The sequence below is a fragment of the Candidatus Fokinia solitaria genome (genome assembly GCF_003072485.1).
GTDB lineage: Bacteria > Pseudomonadota > Alphaproteobacteria > Rickettsiales > Midichloriaceae > Fokinia > Fokinia solitaria.
Genome location: NZ_CP025989.1, coordinates 399,867 through 417,229, shown reverse-complemented (window position 1 = coordinate 417,229; position 17,363 = coordinate 399,867). Strand labels below are relative to the sequence as shown.

At 35.1% G+C, this 17,363-nt stretch carries 14 protein-coding genes and 1 tRNA gene; 2 read left to right on the top strand and 13 right to left on the bottom strand.

What is annotated here, in order from left to right; all coding sequences use genetic code 11:
- Window positions 1–7 precede the first annotated feature (7 nt).
- From dnaG to rpsO, 6 genes are all read right to left on the bottom strand, one after another.
- Complete coding sequence (gene dnaG, locus Fsol_RS01930; protein WP_108673218.1) at window positions 8–1,774, bottom strand: DNA primase; 1,767 nt, start codon at window positions 1,772–1,774, stop codon at window positions 8–10.
- A gap of 93 nt (window positions 1,775–1,867) precedes the next feature.
- A complete protein-coding gene (locus Fsol_RS01925; protein ID WP_158521615.1) occupies window positions 1,868–2,590 on the bottom strand; it encodes a glutathione S-transferase family protein in 723 nt (240 codons plus the stop codon).
- Window positions 2,580–2,732: a hypothetical protein gene (locus Fsol_RS03780; RefSeq protein WP_158521614.1), complete on the bottom strand. Its 153-nt coding sequence runs from the start codon at window positions 2,730–2,732 to the stop codon at window positions 2,580–2,582. Before Fsol_RS03780 ends, Fsol_RS01925 begins: the two co-directional genes overlap by 11 nt.
- A gap of 35 nt (window positions 2,733–2,767) precedes the next feature.
- Window positions 2,768–5,125, bottom strand: a complete 2,358-nt coding sequence (locus tag Fsol_RS01915) for a penicillin-binding protein 1A (protein WP_108673215.1) — start codon at window positions 5,123–5,125, stop codon at window positions 2,768–2,770.
- A gap of 66 nt (window positions 5,126–5,191) precedes the next feature.
- The gene (locus tag Fsol_RS01910) at window positions 5,192–7,540 is read right to left on the bottom strand and encodes a polyribonucleotide nucleotidyltransferase (RefSeq protein ID WP_108673214.1); all 2,349 of its coding nucleotides are present in this window, start codon (window positions 7,538–7,540) and stop codon (window positions 5,192–5,194) included.
- A 76-nt stretch (window positions 7,541–7,616) separates the two neighbouring features.
- Window positions 7,617–7,880, bottom strand: a complete 264-nt coding sequence (rpsO, locus tag Fsol_RS01905; protein ID WP_108673213.1) for a 30S ribosomal protein S15 — start codon at window positions 7,878–7,880, stop codon at window positions 7,617–7,619.
- A 192-nt stretch (window positions 7,881–8,072) separates the two neighbouring features.
- Between rpsO and Fsol_RS01900 the strand changes: the two genes are divergently transcribed.
- Window positions 8,073–8,444 (top strand): hypothetical protein, encoded by a 372-nt coding sequence (locus Fsol_RS01900; protein ID WP_145958113.1) that lies wholly within the window; start codon window positions 8,073–8,075, stop codon window positions 8,442–8,444.
- Window positions 8,445–8,522: 78 nt separating this feature from the next.
- Window positions 8,523–10,037: a UDP-N-acetylmuramoyl-tripeptide--D-alanyl-D-alanine ligase gene (locus Fsol_RS01895; RefSeq protein ID WP_108673211.1), complete on the top strand. Its 1,515-nt coding sequence runs from the start codon at window positions 8,523–8,525 to the stop codon at window positions 10,035–10,037.
- A gap of 240 nt (window positions 10,038–10,277) precedes the next feature.
- On the opposite strand, the gene Fsol_RS01890 is transcribed toward Fsol_RS01895, so the two are convergent.
- The 7 genes from Fsol_RS01890 to Fsol_RS01860 all read right to left on the bottom strand — a co-directional run bounded on the left by Fsol_RS01890 (window position 10,278) and on the right by Fsol_RS01860 (window position 17,360).
- Window positions 10,278–10,793 carry a hypothetical protein gene (locus tag Fsol_RS01890; protein ID WP_108673210.1) on the bottom strand — a complete coding sequence of 172 codons (516 nt, stop codon included), beginning with the start codon at window positions 10,791–10,793 and terminating at the stop codon, window positions 10,278–10,280.
- A 338-nt stretch (window positions 10,794–11,131) separates the two neighbouring features.
- The gene (secA, locus tag Fsol_RS01885) at window positions 11,132–13,687 is read right to left on the bottom strand and encodes a preprotein translocase subunit SecA (RefSeq protein WP_108673209.1); all 2,556 of its coding nucleotides are present in this window, start codon (window positions 13,685–13,687) and stop codon (window positions 11,132–11,134) included.
- Window positions 13,688–13,749: 62 nt separating this feature from the next.
- Window positions 13,750–14,598, bottom strand: a complete 849-nt coding sequence (locus Fsol_RS01880; RefSeq protein ID WP_108673208.1) for a YgfZ family protein — start codon at window positions 14,596–14,598, stop codon at window positions 13,750–13,752.
- A 2-nt stretch (window positions 14,599–14,600) separates the two neighbouring features.
- Window positions 14,601–15,233 (bottom strand): alpha/beta hydrolase, encoded by a 633-nt coding sequence (locus Fsol_RS01875; RefSeq protein ID WP_108673207.1) that lies wholly within the window; start codon window positions 15,231–15,233, stop codon window positions 14,601–14,603.
- A gap of 30 nt (window positions 15,234–15,263) precedes the next feature.
- Window positions 15,264–15,340 (bottom strand) — tRNA-Ile (locus tag Fsol_RS01870).
- A 78-nt stretch (window positions 15,341–15,418) separates the two neighbouring features.
- A complete protein-coding gene (locus tag Fsol_RS01865; RefSeq protein ID WP_108673206.1) occupies window positions 15,419–16,126 on the bottom strand; it encodes a YebC/PmpR family DNA-binding transcriptional regulator in 708 nt (235 codons plus the stop codon).
- A 4-nt stretch (window positions 16,127–16,130) separates the two neighbouring features.
- Window positions 16,131–17,360, bottom strand: coding sequence for a S41 family peptidase (locus Fsol_RS01860; RefSeq protein ID WP_233485223.1), 1,230 nt, complete (start codon window positions 17,358–17,360; stop codon window positions 16,131–16,133).
- Between the last annotated feature and the right edge of the window lie 3 nt (window positions 17,361–17,363).

Sequence of the window (17,363 nt, the reverse complement as noted above, 5' to 3'; positions counted from 1 at the left end):
TTAATAGTTAAAATTTATCAGTTCTTTTCTTTAATATCGCTATATTTTTAGCATAACTATTTGCATTGCTAAAGGTCAGTTTATAGTTGTATTCTACAAAATCTTCTACAATATCAAGTACAGTATCTGAAATTGGCTGAGATGAGTCAATTTTATCATACTCTTCTTTTTTCTGTCTCCATTCATTTGGTGCAAAATAACCAAGAAGAGTATCTATATCAAATTCTCGAAGATGTTTTAATCTTTCCGTCAAAAGCGCATGAACTTCTTTCATTTCATGAGTATTGCAAACGCTTTGATACTGCTCTCCATAAGCTATCATTGCTTCACTAATTTTCTGCAATTTTTCATCGCTTATCTGTAATTCTTCTAGTACAGATAACACTCTTTCATCATTAAGATAGTGCAAATTATGGGATAAAAATGCTAATAAATCCATGACTATTGCTTCATGAAAGAAAGGTTTCTGAATTTTATTACTTATAATGGTACTTTTCGGTAAATCCTCAGTATTTTTCTTTTCTCTTTTTAAATGCCATAGCTTTTCCCTCAGATAATAAATACAGTCTTTTCTAAAATTAAGCTGAGAGATATTTTGAGTAACTTCCACGATTTTACTATCTATCATGGCAAATCTTTCAGGTTTTGACGGTGCATGCACTGTACTGCATATATCATCAAAAATTAGATCTAACACGGAAACAGTATTACTATTTATCTCTGTAAGTAATTCTGAAGAAGTTTTAGTATGTAAAAATTCATCTAAATCTTTTCCAAATCCTGCAGAGAAGAAGGCCGCAGTCACATCCTTTGACATAACTTTTACTAGAGAATAAGCTAATCTTAGCGCTGCTTTTTTTCCTGCTTCATCGTTATCCATACATATTATTGGATAACTTTTAGTAATGTTGCATACTTTCACTACATGCTCCACATTTATCGCAGTACCTAACACTGCAATACCAGTATAAATACCCTTACTTGCCAACTTCAATACATCCATATATCCTTCAACGATAATGATCTTGCTTGAAAAGTCAGATGCTTTTACGTCAAGTGCACGTAGCGCATGATGCATACCGTACATTGAATCACTTTTTTTAAAAAGCTCGGTCTCGCGTGAATTGAGATACTTAGGCTGATGAGAAGTGGACATCGTGCGTCCTCCCCATCCTATAGTACGACCTCTTGTATCCATAATCGGAAAGATTATCCTTTTGCTGAAAAAATCCACTTTTTTTCCATTATATGTATGTATTATCTTTGTATCATCTATGTATTGTGATAGATTTTGCGATTTCACTCTATCTAGTAATTCGTCGATATCACCAGAAGAATAGCCAAGCTTATATTTATCAATTACCTCATCATTAAGGCCGCGTTCTTTCAAATATTCTAGTGCAACTTTGGATTTTCGTAAGTTTTCATGATAGAAATTCGTGATAGTATCATGAATATCGTACAAGTTATTGAATTTTGTTGCTGATTGAGTAGTAGAAAGTGGTATATTATACTGTTTGGCTAGCATTTTTACCGCTTCACCTGCTGATACTTTATGATACTTACTTGCAAACGTAATAATATTTCCTCCAGCGCCACAAGCAAAGCAGTAAAAAACTGCTTTCTCGTCATTGACGTTAAATGATGGAGTTTTTTCATTATGAAATGGACAAAGACCAACTTTTTCAGCTCTATTACTAGCCCTTAGCTTAACAAATTGTCCAATGTAATCGGAGATTCTAACTTTTGCAGTTAGTACGTCTATGGTACTCATAAGAGAATTGCAATGGATCAGTGATTAGCATACATCAATTCGCTGTAATTGCATAGATTACAGAAATCTTTCCAATTTCTCTTTTAAAATAAATTAGAAATCAGGATCTTCATAATGAGATGGAGGAGAGAGAGAAAGTATCCTATCTCTTAATACCGCTCTAAAACTAGAACGAGACTTTATTAATGAATACCATCCTTTGATTCTCTTATTAATAGAATTCCACATAATATCTCCAGTATAATCCAAGATAGATAATTGTGCTGCAGCACTGTAATCCGCAATCGTAGGCATACTACTTTCAATGTAATTACTTTCTGCAAGAGATAACTTAAGATATTCCATATGTATGTGCATATTTCTTAAAGCATTTCTTATGCTTGTTGAATTAGGCGGCGCACGTCTAGTGGTAAAGTTGATAATTTTCTGCTGTATGATCGGAAGCGTTACTTCATTAAAAAATTTTGTACAAAACCATTCAACGTTAAACAGTATTTCCGCTCTTTCGAAATTTTTAAAGAAGGAGGGCATCACAGTGTGCCGCGATGCATCATTCGTATTAATGAGATAATCTATTATACTCCACAAATTTTTTATCACTACATTTCCTTGAAATACCATAAAAGGCAAAGTTCCAAGTGGATTAATTGCAAGTATCTCATGATTATCGTGCACATAAGCCTCCTCTACTAAATGCACTTCATATTTTTGCTCTAATAGTGCAATTCTCACCATTCTTGAGAATGGACATATAGAGGAGTAGTGCAATTGCACAACTTTTCTATTATCACTTCCTTCAATTGATTCAGTTCTCATCTTTTTTATCACCTTGCTTGATCTTAGTGCCTTGAATACCATTTACATCGCTTTTTTTCGTACGCACTACTTCTTTTCTTCTTACTAAATTTTCTCTTAATTGCCGTGCTAAGCGTTCTTTTTTACAGGTATCTTTACTCATACTCATAGCATAAAAAGTACAAGCATTATACAATTTCATGAAGTAAAATGCAAAATAAAGGGTTCGTATCCAAGTGATAACGTATCATTTGGCAAAACTTTTTCCATAAAATCGACAAAAATTGGTAATGCTGTATTTCTTCCGTAAATATTCTTACCTAGTGTTTTCGGCGTATCAAATCCGATATATATTCCTACGGTATATCTATCTCCACAGCCTATAAAGAATACATCTTTGCTTTCATTGGTAGTGCCTGTTTTACCTCCTGCATTAGATAATTTACTATTTTGAAAACGCTCTTTTGTCGCATATTGAAGCAAAGTAAGCATTTGTAACGCGGTATCTTTTTCTATGACCTGCTGGAAAGAAGCATCATAAAGTGGCTCATAGTCTTTGCTATCACTATCTGCGATATTTGAAATGCTACGAGTATATAATTCATTCGTTGAGATATATTCATTCTGTTGGATTACGTTTCCTGCTTTATCGTATATTGCATTGATTAGCTGAGGAGACACCTTATATCCATGACTTGCAATGATATTATATGCATTTGTAATTTTAAGTAGAGTTGTTTCTAAAGTACCAAGCGCAAAAGAATATCCTATACGAGAATAGTCTATCTCATTATCATATAGTCCAAATTGCTTACATAGTGCTACAACTCTAGGCAATCCAAGTTGCATTAGTAACTTCACAGTAACAGTATTTCTCGATAGCGCAAATGCATCTAATAGAGATATATCTCCTATAAATTTATTATCCCAATTTTTCGGACTCCACACTGTGCCATCACCAGCATCAAGAGAAATTGGCTCATCTGAAAGAATAGAGGAAAGGGTATATCCTTCTCTCAGCGCACTCAAATATATGAGAGTCTTCATCAAAGAGCCTGGCTGTCTTTTGGCGAAAAATGCACGATTAAAATAATCATGTTGTAGCAAAGGATTTTTGTATCCTCCAGAAAAAGCTAATACCTTACCTGTAAATCTTTCAAGTACTACCATTGCGCCATTTACCTGTGGTATTTTGTATGGCGCATACTCATTCTTTCGGTCTTTCGATATCAGCAATACGTCTCCTATACGAAATGAAGTATCTTTGACATTATGATCCTTGCTGTAATTGATCGTAAAAACAGTAGAATCCAAGGCTAATATCGACAAATTAGTACTAGTTTTTCCGTCTATTACCCCTATTGAAATTACATTATCATCGTGTACTACTTCATCATCACGTAAAAATTTAGCTCGTAAATTACGTAATAGTGCTATTTTTTCAAGCTTAGGCGATGATTCATCATAATCGGAAATGTGATCTATGATATTAAGCCACTTACCATTTTCTGCACTATATTTTTCTATTCCTTTATTCAGCGCATCTACACATGCACGCTGTATATCAGCTTCCATATTAGAGTATATTACCAATCCTGATTCATTAATTGTATCTGTGCCATACGCAACTTTAGCTTCCTCTAAAACTTGATTGCCATATTCCGAGTAATACATCGCACTAGATGCTTTATTCTTCGAGGGAGAAACTAGTGTAATAGGAGTATTTATAGCTGCTGTTGCTTGACTTTTTGTGATAAAGTTTTCGCGATACATTCGTTGAATTACCCAATTTCTTCTAGTAAGCGCATATTCTTGATTATGAAATGGATTAAGTTTAGTAGGTGCTTTCGGTAATGCAGCGAGAAGGGCAGCTTCTTGCAATGAGAGTTCAGTAAGATTTTTATTAAAATAAGAACGTGCAGCTGCTACTATACCATATGAATTATTTCCAAGGAAAATGTAATTTAAATAAAGCTCCATAAGAGTATCTTTATCGATGATACTGCTTATTTTATAAGCTAATATTGCCTCTTTTACTTTTCTAGAGATTGTTTGCTCACTTCCGATAAGAATTGATTTTATAATCTGCTGAGTAATTGTTGAACCTCCAACAGGAGTTTTGCCTTTACCTACTCTAAATACTGTTTGTATCAAAGCTCTCATTATACCAGTAAAGTCTATGCCATCGTGCTCAAAAAAGCTTTTGTCTTCTGCTGCTAAGAAAGCATCTATTACAACTTTCGGTATATCGTCAAAAGATACAGGTATTCTATATTCAATAGCTTGCTCTCCAATTACGTTTCCCTCTACATCGTACACTCTAGTAACGGAGGAGGGCTCATAATTAACCAAAATCTCATAATTTGGTAAATTGATCATAAATCGCAGCGAGCTTATTGCTACTACAGCAACTAAAAACGAGATAGAGAAACATAGAAAGTACCATATAATACCGTATAGAGAGATATTATTAATCCTATTAATCAGCAAACGCACCAAAAGACGTAAAAAGTGCTTTTTATGAACAATTCTTCTTCTTTTTGAATTATTAGACATAAAAAATGCAGCTATCTTCAATAAAAAATCAATTCAGTGCAGCTTGCCGATCAGTTAAAGAAGATCTTACGTAAATCTCCATTTCTTACCGCTAGAGTCTCCATTCTCATTATCTGCAGCTTCTTGAGATGCGTTTTCTTTACGATATCTAAGTTTTGCTTTTTGTCTACTGTTATCCGTTTCAAGTTCTTCATCTTTAGAATGATTTTTCTTGCGATCTATAAGCGCAGTTAAAGAGATTCTATTATTTTCGACTCTCATAACTTTAACTTTTAACTTATAGCCTTCCACGAAAAGACCAGCTTCGTCCTTAGGGATTTCACTCACATGCAAAAGTCCTTCTATTCCAGTAGGTAATTTTACAAAACATCCGAAATCTACAACTTTTACTATCAAGCCATCATATATCTGATTAACTTCTACATCTTTAGTAATATCTACGATCATTTGTCGTGCTTTTTCTATTGAATCTGCATTTCCAAGGATCTTTGCTTCACCTGTATCTTTTATATCAACTTTGGCACCTGAAGTAGCACATATGTGTTTTATCATAGAACCACCTTGCCCTATAACATTTCTGATCTTTTCTTTTGGAATTTTCACTACAATCGTCTGAGGGCTATTAGAAGAAGTTGATGGCACGCTTATTACTGAATACATAAAGTCTAGTATGTTATCTAAAGACAGTTTAGCTTTATCAAGTACTACTTTTAACTCACTAAATTGTACTCCGGTAATTTTTATATCCATCTGAATTGCTGTAAAGCCATCTTTAGTGCCAGTAATTTTTAAATCCATATCGCCTAATTGATCCTCATCGCCACTTATATCAGATAGCACAATCAATTCATCATCCATTTTCACGACGCCAACTGCAACACCAGCAATATGCTTAGAGATTGGCACTCCTGCATCCATTAAAGCAATGGAAGATGCACACACAGTAGCCATTGAAGATGAACCATTGGAAGATAGTACATCAGCAACTATTCTTATTGTATAATCAAAATTTCCAATATTTGATAAAACGTTAGAAATTGCCGATAATGCCAAATTTCCGTGTCCTATTTCTCTTCTACTTAGAGAAGGACTTGTAGATATCTCACCAACTGACCATTTAGGAAAATTATAGTGCAACATAAGATTCTCTCTATTACTTCCTACTATCGTTTCTGAAAGCTGCTCATCTTGCTTACCTCCTAATGTTACTGCAGCAAGTACTTGAGTTTCTCCTCTTGAAAATAAAGCGGAACCATGTGCACTTGGAATATACGAGTGAAATGCAGTAAGCGTTCTTATTTCATCAGTTTTTCTACCGTCTAATCTCGTTCTGAGATTTTTCAAATTTCTTCTCATGATACTAGAACTTTCTTCAATAGCATATCTATCAACGAAATGAGAAATTGCCTCTATAGGAAGTCCTTCCTCCCAAAGTGCATTGAATTCAGCCTTAACAGCATTACTGACATTTTTAAAAAGAGACTTTTCAGTCAACTGACCAGAATATAAGTTGCATATTTCAAGAATAAGGCATTTCTTCAAAATTAGCATATTCTTCTTGCGCGCTTTTTTATCCGATAATTTATATATTTGCTCTAGATATTTTGAAATATCATTCACCTTCATCAACTCATTGCAAAGCGCAATATGCTTCTCCAGTCTTGCCTGCATACCAACTCGTTGAGAATGTATAAGCACGGAATGCACCTCAATTATGTCAGAGTTTACGCTAACATCTCGTTTTCGGCTTTTTTCCTCATATATCTTGTATTCTTGTACAAAATTTTTGATTAAGGTAATGAACTGACTTACATTTGATTCAGTACGGACATTTTCTAAAGCAGAAATAAAATCGTCTGTACTGCATTCTGGAAATTTTCCTTCAATCATTACAACTGAAGTTTCAGTGAACGCTATAATGATTTCCGATCTTGCATTCTGAAACATTTTACCTTTTACCATACAAACTGGACCGCCAAATGGAAGCTCAGAAAGTAATAAAGCGGCAGATACTCCAAGAGATGCAGCGACTTCAGGATCAAATTTCGGATCGTAAGATAGCGTAGTGCATGAAATCTGAATTTCAGTTTTCGTGCAACTTGAATCAAATAACGGACGTATTTGTCTATCTAATCTACGGGCAATTAAAATCTCTCTTTCACTCGGTTTAGTTTCACGCTTTATAAAACCACCAGGTATTTTCCCTGAAGCGTAAAATTTTTCTTGATAATTTACTTGTAATGGTAAGAATCCCATGTCTTTTTCTAGCTGAGAATAGACCACTACGCAAAGTACAGTCGTATTTCCATACTTCACTACTACAGAAGAATCCGACTGCGCGGCTAATGTTCCGATTTCAAGTTGCACATCTCCATCACACAACACGAAAGGAATCTTTGAAAGTTCCGATAACATTTAATATCTTTTATCTATTTATTTTCGGTGTGCGATCATACCATAGCCTCCAGCACTTAGAAAATATAATTTACAATTACTTACGTATACCTAACTTCTTAATCAGTTCGCTATAGCGAATAGAGGACTTTCTCTTTAAGTACTGCAACAATCTTCTACGTGAATTAACAAGCATTACAAGTCCTCTACGGCTACTAAAGTCCTTCTTCGCTGTATGTAAATGCTCAATGATACTCTGTATCTTAGCAGTAAATAGCGCACACTGTACCTCAGGAGAACCAGTATCGTTCTCGCTTAAACGGTACTGCTGAACTATCTCTCTTTTTTTCTGAGTATCCACTTGCTTATCTTATAAACAAACACCTTACAGCACGGAGTGTAATATACTCAGATCCATAAGTCTACTAAAATCCTGTTTTGGCATGCGAGAGTACTTTTTATCATTGTATAGACGGAGTAATTTGCTTCTATAGAAAATACGCTTTATAATTTAATAAAATGGTGTGCATCGTATAATTTGCTACATATATCGGTGCTTGTGATTGTCTTTGCAGTAGTAATATCAACGCTATTCTACGTATTGAGAAAGTCTATATATAATGCAAAACAAACAGCAGCATATGAGGAAGACATTTTTGCTGAATCGAGTAAAACAAAACAACATGTCACACTTAAAAAAATGAAAGATGGAAAAATCATATACGATGATCGCGAATATGATGAAAAGGAGATCGTCGGCATTGTAAAGCCTCACGGATTTTGGACGAATCTAATTATAAAACGTAATATTTCTAAAATGTATATAAGTGCACTCATGCATAAGAATAAAGAAGGATTTTGGGTGACATTTTTAATGTTACGGAAAAATAATCGTATGAAGGATAAGCATAGATCTCGAAGCTAAATGAAAATTTCAATTACGCCAATCATTTGATTGCAATAAGCGCATAACAACGATAGAATCGCATCAATTAAAAAATAGATGTCAATGTTTTCTCTGAAAACAATTCAGCTTATACTGGATGAGCAGCAAGTCAGATACACTGTATTCAGAGTGTCGCAGGACGGCCTGCTACCGTATCGGCCGGACCATATACCGTTATCTTTCTTCTCATTCTCCAGCAAAGACATAAGAAAAGACACTATCTTTATAGGACTACGAGGTAGGAAGCATGATGGTTCTGATTTTGCATGTGAAGCAATTACAAAAGGCGCTAAAGTTGTAATGATCAATAGTAAAAAATCACTCAAGCTATACAAATCCTTAGGAGAGCACTCGGCATTCGTAATAGTGACGCAAAATACGATAAAAGCATTTCACGTTATAGCTGAATATAAGCGGAATGCTATGAGTGGAATAGTCTTATGCCTTACGGGAAGTTACGGAAAAACTACTATCAAGGAAATGATAGTAAGCGGTCTGAGAAAAGTTTTAGCGAATGCATATTACGATGAAGATGTTCTTTGTACTCACGTTGCAGAAAATGAAGGTAATAGAAATACTATGATAGGAGTAATGCAAACTATCTGTAACGTTGATAAAGATCTGAAATGCTTGATATTAGAAGTTGGAATGAGTGAAAAGGGCGAAATAAAGGAAATGGTAACATTGGCAAAGCCTGATATATCAATGCTAGTCTCAGTAAGCAGCGCGCACGTCGGATCTTTTAATACAATTCAAGAGATTCATAAGGCAAAACTCGAGGTCTTTCATGAAAAATGCCTATGTATAGTGAATATGGATATTAATTACTTTGATGAGGTTTATAGTTTTCTTAAAAAAAGTGAAAGAGAGATCATTCTTTACGGTGGAGCAGGGACAGAGTATAGGCTTAGAAATTTCACTTCTCACTTCACTAAAGAAGCTTTTTCTACGGATGTAGAAGCAGTTGTATGTGGTAATACGATGAAGTATACAATAGGTGATATAGGAAATCATATTGTAAGTAACAGCATCGCGGCGTTATGTGCAATCTCCTCCGTATGTAAGGTATTAGATATAAGCAATTATGAGAGTATACTTTTTGAATGCAGCGATATCTTTCAGGAATTTAAAGCACTCCAAGGACGAGGAGCTGCAACTTTCTGCAATATAAAAACGGAACGCTTCTTATTATTAGATGAATCATACAATAATCCTCCAAATGCCATTATGGCAATGATTGATAGAGCGATTATGTTTGGGAAAGCGATGAATGGTAGAACGATCGCCGTGCTTGGAGATATGGCAGAACTTGGAAACTTATCTCACAAAGAACATGTTAGAGCTTTGACGTACGTTGCTGATAGCAGTGTAGATATGGTGTTTTTAGTAGGAGAACACATGAAGGATGCATTGTCTACGATAGAACAAAAGAAGAATTTTCGGCTTTTCCATACTAATGACGAGATAATAAACGAGTTGAATAACGTGTTACGCCAAGATGATGTGCTTGTTGTGAAGGGCGCAAGGACAATGGCTTTAAATGAGATTGTAGATGCTTTCGCGCGAAAATAGCAGCGGTGATAAGATATGTGTAAGTCTTCTCCACTACTGCTATACACGCGTCAAAGTAGTTCTTTGCATTCACAAGCGTAGTACATTGCTCTGAACGTAAGTAGTACGTTTATTTGATGAGAACACTGATCAGTATAGTCACTATCTTTCAGCGCACTGTCACAAATGGTATTAGTAGAAAATACCTTAAACGTACCACTTAATTCATATACTACGTTTTCGCTACACTTCCTTTCTTCATCATCTCTTGCCTTGAGAATACATCTGACGTTCCTTATAGTTAAACGGCAGATCAGTAAATATAGAAACGTCGAGATCGTAAATACTAGGTCTTTTTACCTCTACCCTAGCAGTAAATTTTTTTTCTAGTTTCATCTTATAATCAATAAATTCCTTTTCTAGTTTCATCTTATAATCATCAAACTTCTTTTCTAGCTCCATCTTGTGATCAACAAATTCCTTTTCTAGTTCCATCTTGTAATCAACAAATTCCTTTTTTAAATTGATATCGTTAGGCAAGGCGCCAATTTCTCGCTGAGAGTTGTTATTCTCTTCTTGAGAAGTAACGCACTCAAGAGTTTTCACTTCACTATCAACAATAGCTCTAGTGCGAAGTGGTAATTTTGAGTCTTTACACGGAAATGAGCTTGCTATTCTACTTTCTCTTCTATATACTTTGTATATGCCTTTTGTTATCCCCTTTTCAGTTATGTAATCGGGGAATGCAAGTTGCATTTGCTTTATCTTTTCTTTCATAATAGAAATGATGAAGGTTAAAAATAAGATAAAAGTCTCCAGGGTCAAATATACTGAGACTTCTATCTTGAATATTCATAGTACCATCAGGTGTGTAAAAAAACTAGGGCGGTACCTATTTTTTCTTTTTCTTTCATCTGAAGTATCATTATAGCAACAACAAGAACTTACTAAATTAGATATCGCTCTCTGCACACACGAAGGTACTATCTCTCTTTTCAATATCGCTCAGGGAAGCAACTCCAACCTAGCCCGTTCCTTCAGCTCCTCTATAATCAAATAATTGCGCGATAAAACGCTAAGAAGTTTAATGATTTTGCGTAATACAATCTCTCTTTTTAATACTTACCGTGGCAATGTTTATATCGTTTTCCGCTACCACACGGGCATTCTGCATTACGTCTTATGCCGCTATCACTATTTACGACATTACTCGTTTTTAGCTTCTCCTCCATCGCAGCATCTTTATTCTCATAATATCTAATAATCATAAATATTCTCTCTGCCATAGCGTCGTTTATGTCATTTTTCATTTTCTGAAATGCATTGAACGCCTCGATATTATATTCATGCAGTGGATTCTTTTGGCCATATGATCGCAGATTGATACCGATTCTCAAGTACTCTAAAAACTTCAAATGCTCTCTCCAAAATGCATCAAGGATACTAAGTAGGGTATTTTGTATCGTAGTGAGAAATTCGTCATTCTCTTCGCGCAATTTCACTATGATATCACTAGTAAAATCCACTAATCCTTCAGCAATTTTTTTAGAATGGCTTTTAGAATGTCGGTTATCTTGTATCGACATTTTATATTCCTTGCCTATCAACTCACTTACAAGAGTTTGAATTTTATCAACATCAAATTCATCACAACTCTCATCATACGAGTGCTCTACAAGTTTTTGGAAAAACGCAGCAATAGTAGCATTGATATCATCATTTAGAAAATCTCCTCTAGTGAGATACTCTAATCGCTTTGCATATATTATTTTTCTTTGCTTATTAATAACGTCATCGTATTGAATCAAGTTCTTTCTTAATTCGAAATTGCGCATTTCTACCTTTTGCTGCGCTCTTTGTATAGCTTTCGTGATCCAAGGATGTGTAATAGCTTCATTTTCCCGAATGCCTAATTTTTGCAAAAATACCGATAATTTAGCAGATCCGAAAAGCTTCATTAAATCATCTTCTAATGATAAGAAGAATATACTACGCCCTGGATCGCCTTGCCGTCCTGCTCTACCTCTAAGCTGTTGATCTATCCTTCTAGACTCATGTCTTTCAGTACCTATTACTAGTAATCCTCCTAGTTCTTTCACTTTATTCGCATCTTCATTATGTTTATCAAATTCCTCAACTTCTAACGGCATTTTACCGCCAAGCTCTATGTCAGTACCTCTACCGGCCATATTGGTGGCAACAGTAACTGCTTTTATTCTTCCTGCATCACTAATAATCTCTGCTTCCTGCGCATCATGTTTTGCATTTAGCACTTTGTGCGGAATATGTTCTTTTTCAAGTAAATTGGAGATCAGTTCTGATTTTTCTACGCTTACCGTACCTATTAGCACAGGCTGTCCTTTCGAATGCGCTTTCATAATTTCACTCACAATCGCTTTATTCTTCTCCTTCTCTGTTCTGAAGATCACATCTTCTTCATCCACTCTGATCAGTGGTTTATTTGGTGGAATTTTACGTACATTAAGAGAATATATTTCCTGTAATTCGCGCTCTTCTGTTTTCGCAGTACCTGTCATTCCTGCGATTTTATCGTACATCCTAAAATAATTTTGCAGTGTAATTGATGCGATAATTTCATTTTCCGGCTGTATTGCTAGTCCTTCCTTAGCTTCTATTGCTTGATGCAGGCCATCTGAATAGCGTCGTCCTTGCAAAACACGACCGGTAAATTCATCAATAATCATCGCTGTGCCATTCTTCACAATGTAATCTACATCTCTTTTAAAGAGTTTTTGAGCTTTTAGCGCTTGTTCAATATGATGAAGTATATGCAAATTCTCTGCATCGTAAAGCTTACTATCTTGAGCTATAAGCTTATGTTTTATTATGATACTTTCTACATTTTCTGCGCCATCATCTGTTAGCTGAACAGATTTATTTTTATGATCTACTTCATAATTTGTAGCAGTGAGGAGGGAGGTGATATCATTTATTCTCTGATAAATTGCGGTATCAGTTGCACTAGCGCCAGAAATGATTAACGGAGTACGTCCTTCATCTATCAATATACTATCTGCTTCATCTATAATTGCGTAATAATGCTGTTCTTGCACCATATCTATCAATTTATAATGCAGATGATCTCGTAAGTAATCAAAACCAAATTCGCTATTAGTACCGTAAATAATATCGCTTCTATACGCAGCACGTTTCTCGGTATTACTCATAGTACTCAATACGCACGATACCGATAATCCAAGGAAATTATAAATTTTCCCCATTGATTCTGAATCTCTTCCTGCTAAGTAGGGATTTGTAGTAATAATATGAACGCCTTTTTCTAGTAAAGCATTTAACACAGCTGCAAGAGTAGCAACGAGTGTTTTTCCCTCACCTGTAGGCATTTCTGCTATATCTCCGTCGTGCAATACCATTCCTCCTATAAGTTGAACATCAAAGTGTCTTTTTCCTATACTACGTACACCTGCCTCTCTTACGAGAGCGAACGTTTCCGGTAACACTTCATTTAAGACGCAACCATTGCTAATTTTCTGCTTTATTGTAGGAACATATGCAAACATTTCTGCATCGGTCATTTTTTGAAATTTTTCCTCTAAAGCATTAATTTGTCCAACCACTTCATAAGCATTCTGTATATACTTCTTATCGCTATTTTTTGAAAAAAAGCGCTTGAGGAATTTCAGAAACATGCCAAAAAATATATTAATGCATAAACATCACGTAAGGTTAGCATCTCACATATGCTGGTATTTTACAACAACTTACATATCTTAAGTTCGTTCGTAACATAATGATCGTCACGATAGAACAAGCACATCAGAGTATCGTCACACTTCTCGAGTACAACACCTACCAGCTGTTCTTTATAGTATATGTGTAATCTTTCAAAATTATTGAAAAATTCAAGAGGATAATTATCGAGTAATAAGATCTTCTTATTAGATTTACCTAAGAATTTTACTCTTGTAGTGACTTCTTGTCCTATGAAGCATCCTTTACCATATGACACTCCTATATCTGCAAAACCTATCTCATGAGGACAAAACTCATTCGAATGAAATCCATTTCCAAACGATGGAATACAACTTTTAAACAGTATTCTACAGTAATTCTTATAGTATAATTCAAATTTTTCTTCTTTCTTTTCAATTTCTTTATCTTCGATTAACAATCCTATACCTCTAAATCCTAATCCTTTTCCTCTTGGATCTTCTGAATACTGCGTCACAACACATCTTCTTACTTTATTATCTTGTCCTATACACTCGTACTTATCATTCAGTTTTACTTTCTCTTTTCCTATTATTACAACGCTTTCTTCTTCCTTTATTTCTACCTTACTCCTTAAAACATATTTTTTTATTACATCTTTTATCTCTTGTACCTGTTCTTTTGATACATCCATCTTTATACTCTCTTCTCCTTCTTTATATACAAAACTATCATATAATATCTTTCCAGTATTACTCAGCTGGAAAGCGTATACAGCATTATCACAAGAAGCTTTATATACATCGTTTGTAAGTATATTTTGAAGAAAAGCAGCCGCATCTACTCCATATACCGATAACACCACTCTTTCTTTATCAAGTAAAAGCATCCCTATGTTACGATAATTCTTTTTAAGAAAGCATGAATTTTTTCTATCATACTATCTGTTACAGTATGCTCTGCGCCGTTATCTATAAATAATTCATATTTTATATTTTTTTCATCTAGCGCGCTCAAGGATTGCTTCATCTGTTGTAGTGGTATTACCGAATCCAAACTTCCATGACAAAAAAGAATTGACGTTTTTTTATTTATATTATCCGCTCTAACTGAATCTATTGTTCTAGCTGGAGTTACAATCAGACCGGACATTCCTATAACAGCACGCGGTACTTCCGGTAAGATCTTAGCTAACTCCCATGCTAGCATTGCACCTTGTGAAAATCCGGTAAGAATGATATTGCGTTCTCGCACATTATGTTCTTTTGCTTTTTCTAGCACATATGCTAACACATCAGAAGCAGCATTGCATGCTAATTCTTGCATCATACTCTGAGTGCTATTTCGTAATGAAAACCACATACGCGCATCACGCTTCCAAGGCGCTTCTTCAAATGGCGCAATACCATCCGGACAAATCGTATCTACATCAGATAGGCCATACATAAACGAAGTAACAACACTTCTCATGTTAGCGCCATTCGCGCCGTATCCGTGAAATGAAAAAAGAAGACATTTTTGCATAAACACCGTCCATACAAATAATAAAGAGTATGGTGGGCTTAAGAGGAGTTGAACCTCTGACCTCACGCTTATCAGGCGTGCGCTCTAACCACCTGAGCTATAAGCCCTATGCAAGAGATAACCTACACGAATAGCTGGAAATTTCAAGTACTATAGCCGAAACAATCTCATAATACTTACATATCTCACATATTTACATTGTGAAATACCTTTTCTACATCGTCTAAATCATAGAGAGTAGCTAGCATTTTCTTTATTATATCTATATTTTCATCCTCTAATGTCACGGTAAAAATTGGTCGCCACTCTATTTCCCATTCTTTAGGCGTACCAAAAGCTGAAATCAGCGCTTCTATCACATCGTGTAATGCATCCCATTTTGTAGTGACCTCATAAAATGATTCTAATTCAGTGCAATCTATAACATGAGAAACAAGTGCGCTTTCGATAAAAGAATCAAATGACACCGATTTATCATATAGCAATACTCCAACTTTATGAAACATATGAGAAACACTGCCAAGTTCTCCTAAATTGCCACCAAATTTAGTAAAAACTGCTCTCACTTCTCCCGCTGTTCTATTTCTATTATCAGTAACAGTTTCGACAATTACTGGTATACCGTACGGACCATACCCTTCATATCTGACTTCTTCTTCATTATTCGTTGCTTCTTCTTTACTTTCCATAGCATTTAATATTACATCCTTAGGTATATTTTCTTCCTTTCCTAACGCAAGGGCAGTTTTCAATCTAGGATTCGATGATGGATCTGTGCCAAAAGTAAGCGCACCTTTTATAAGTTTTACAATTTTAGTAAATACACGAGCTTTTTTTCGATCTTGTGCATTTTTTCTATGCATTATGTTCTTAAATTTGGAGTGGCCTGCCATTTTTTTAATCTTTAATTTTTTTATCGATCATTTCTTGCATTACCGATATAGATTTTATGATAGTAGGGTCAATACTGGTATCGCCTAACATCGCATCCAGCGCGCAATCCAATTCCACACTACTGCTTTGCTCGCCTATATCATCCGTTTTATCATTATCTAAGTCTAGCAGAAATAAAGCAGATCGATTTAATTGATCGTTCTTCATTCTATTATATAAGACATCTGAAGTATCAACTTCAAATGGAATTTCAATATCAGCAGCAATACCTACACCATTTATAGGATTACCGGATGGCGATGAAAATGTAGAAATTGTGAGAGTAATACCAAAATCTTGAATTGGAAAAAGCTCTTGTATCGATCCCTTACCGAAGGTTCTTGCGCCAAGAAGTACAGCTCTATCATTATACTTTAACCCCGCGATCACTACTTCTGATGACGACGCCGAAAGTCTGTTCATCAATACTATCATAGGACATCCATCTGCAACATCTATCAGATTATCCGAATATATTGTGTTTTCCATACCATCTCCTTCTGATATTTTTATAATTGGTAAATTTTCTTTTAAAAATAAATTTGCAACATTTATTCCTTCGCTGAGTAGTCCACCGTTATTATATCTTAGGTCTAAAATCACACCTTTTATTTCGCTTTCTCGAAATGCTTTTTCTATTGCCCCTTTCAATTGCGTGGACAAAGAATCGGCAAATGTATGGATCTTTATGTATAGAATCTGAAATTTACCGCTTATTCTTTTTATATGAAATTGTTCTCTCTTGATTTTTGTACTTTGTGGCACAAATTCTTTGATATCATTCCCTCTCAAAATACGAAGGACTACTTTATGTCCTGTACTCATCTTTTCTTTTATCGCAGATATAGAAAGGGTGTTTAAATCGTAATTATCGATCTGCAAGATCTTATCGTTTCTCTGTATACCAGCTTTGTATGCAGGACTATCGTGTAGCACATACCTTACTCGGCCTAAATCCTCCTTGCTAAAAGAATATACTATACCAAGCCCTACTACGACAGAACGTAATTTATCTCGAAATACTTTTAATTCAGAATGTGATACAAATTTAGAATCTCGATCCAAAGATTTAAAAATACCAGCGACTGCGGCTTCGATGATCTTCTCTCTAGGAAGAGTTGTCATATAGCTACCTTCTATTGTTCTTATTATTCCGACTAACCCTGATTCTCCTATTTCTGCAGAGAACGCCACTTT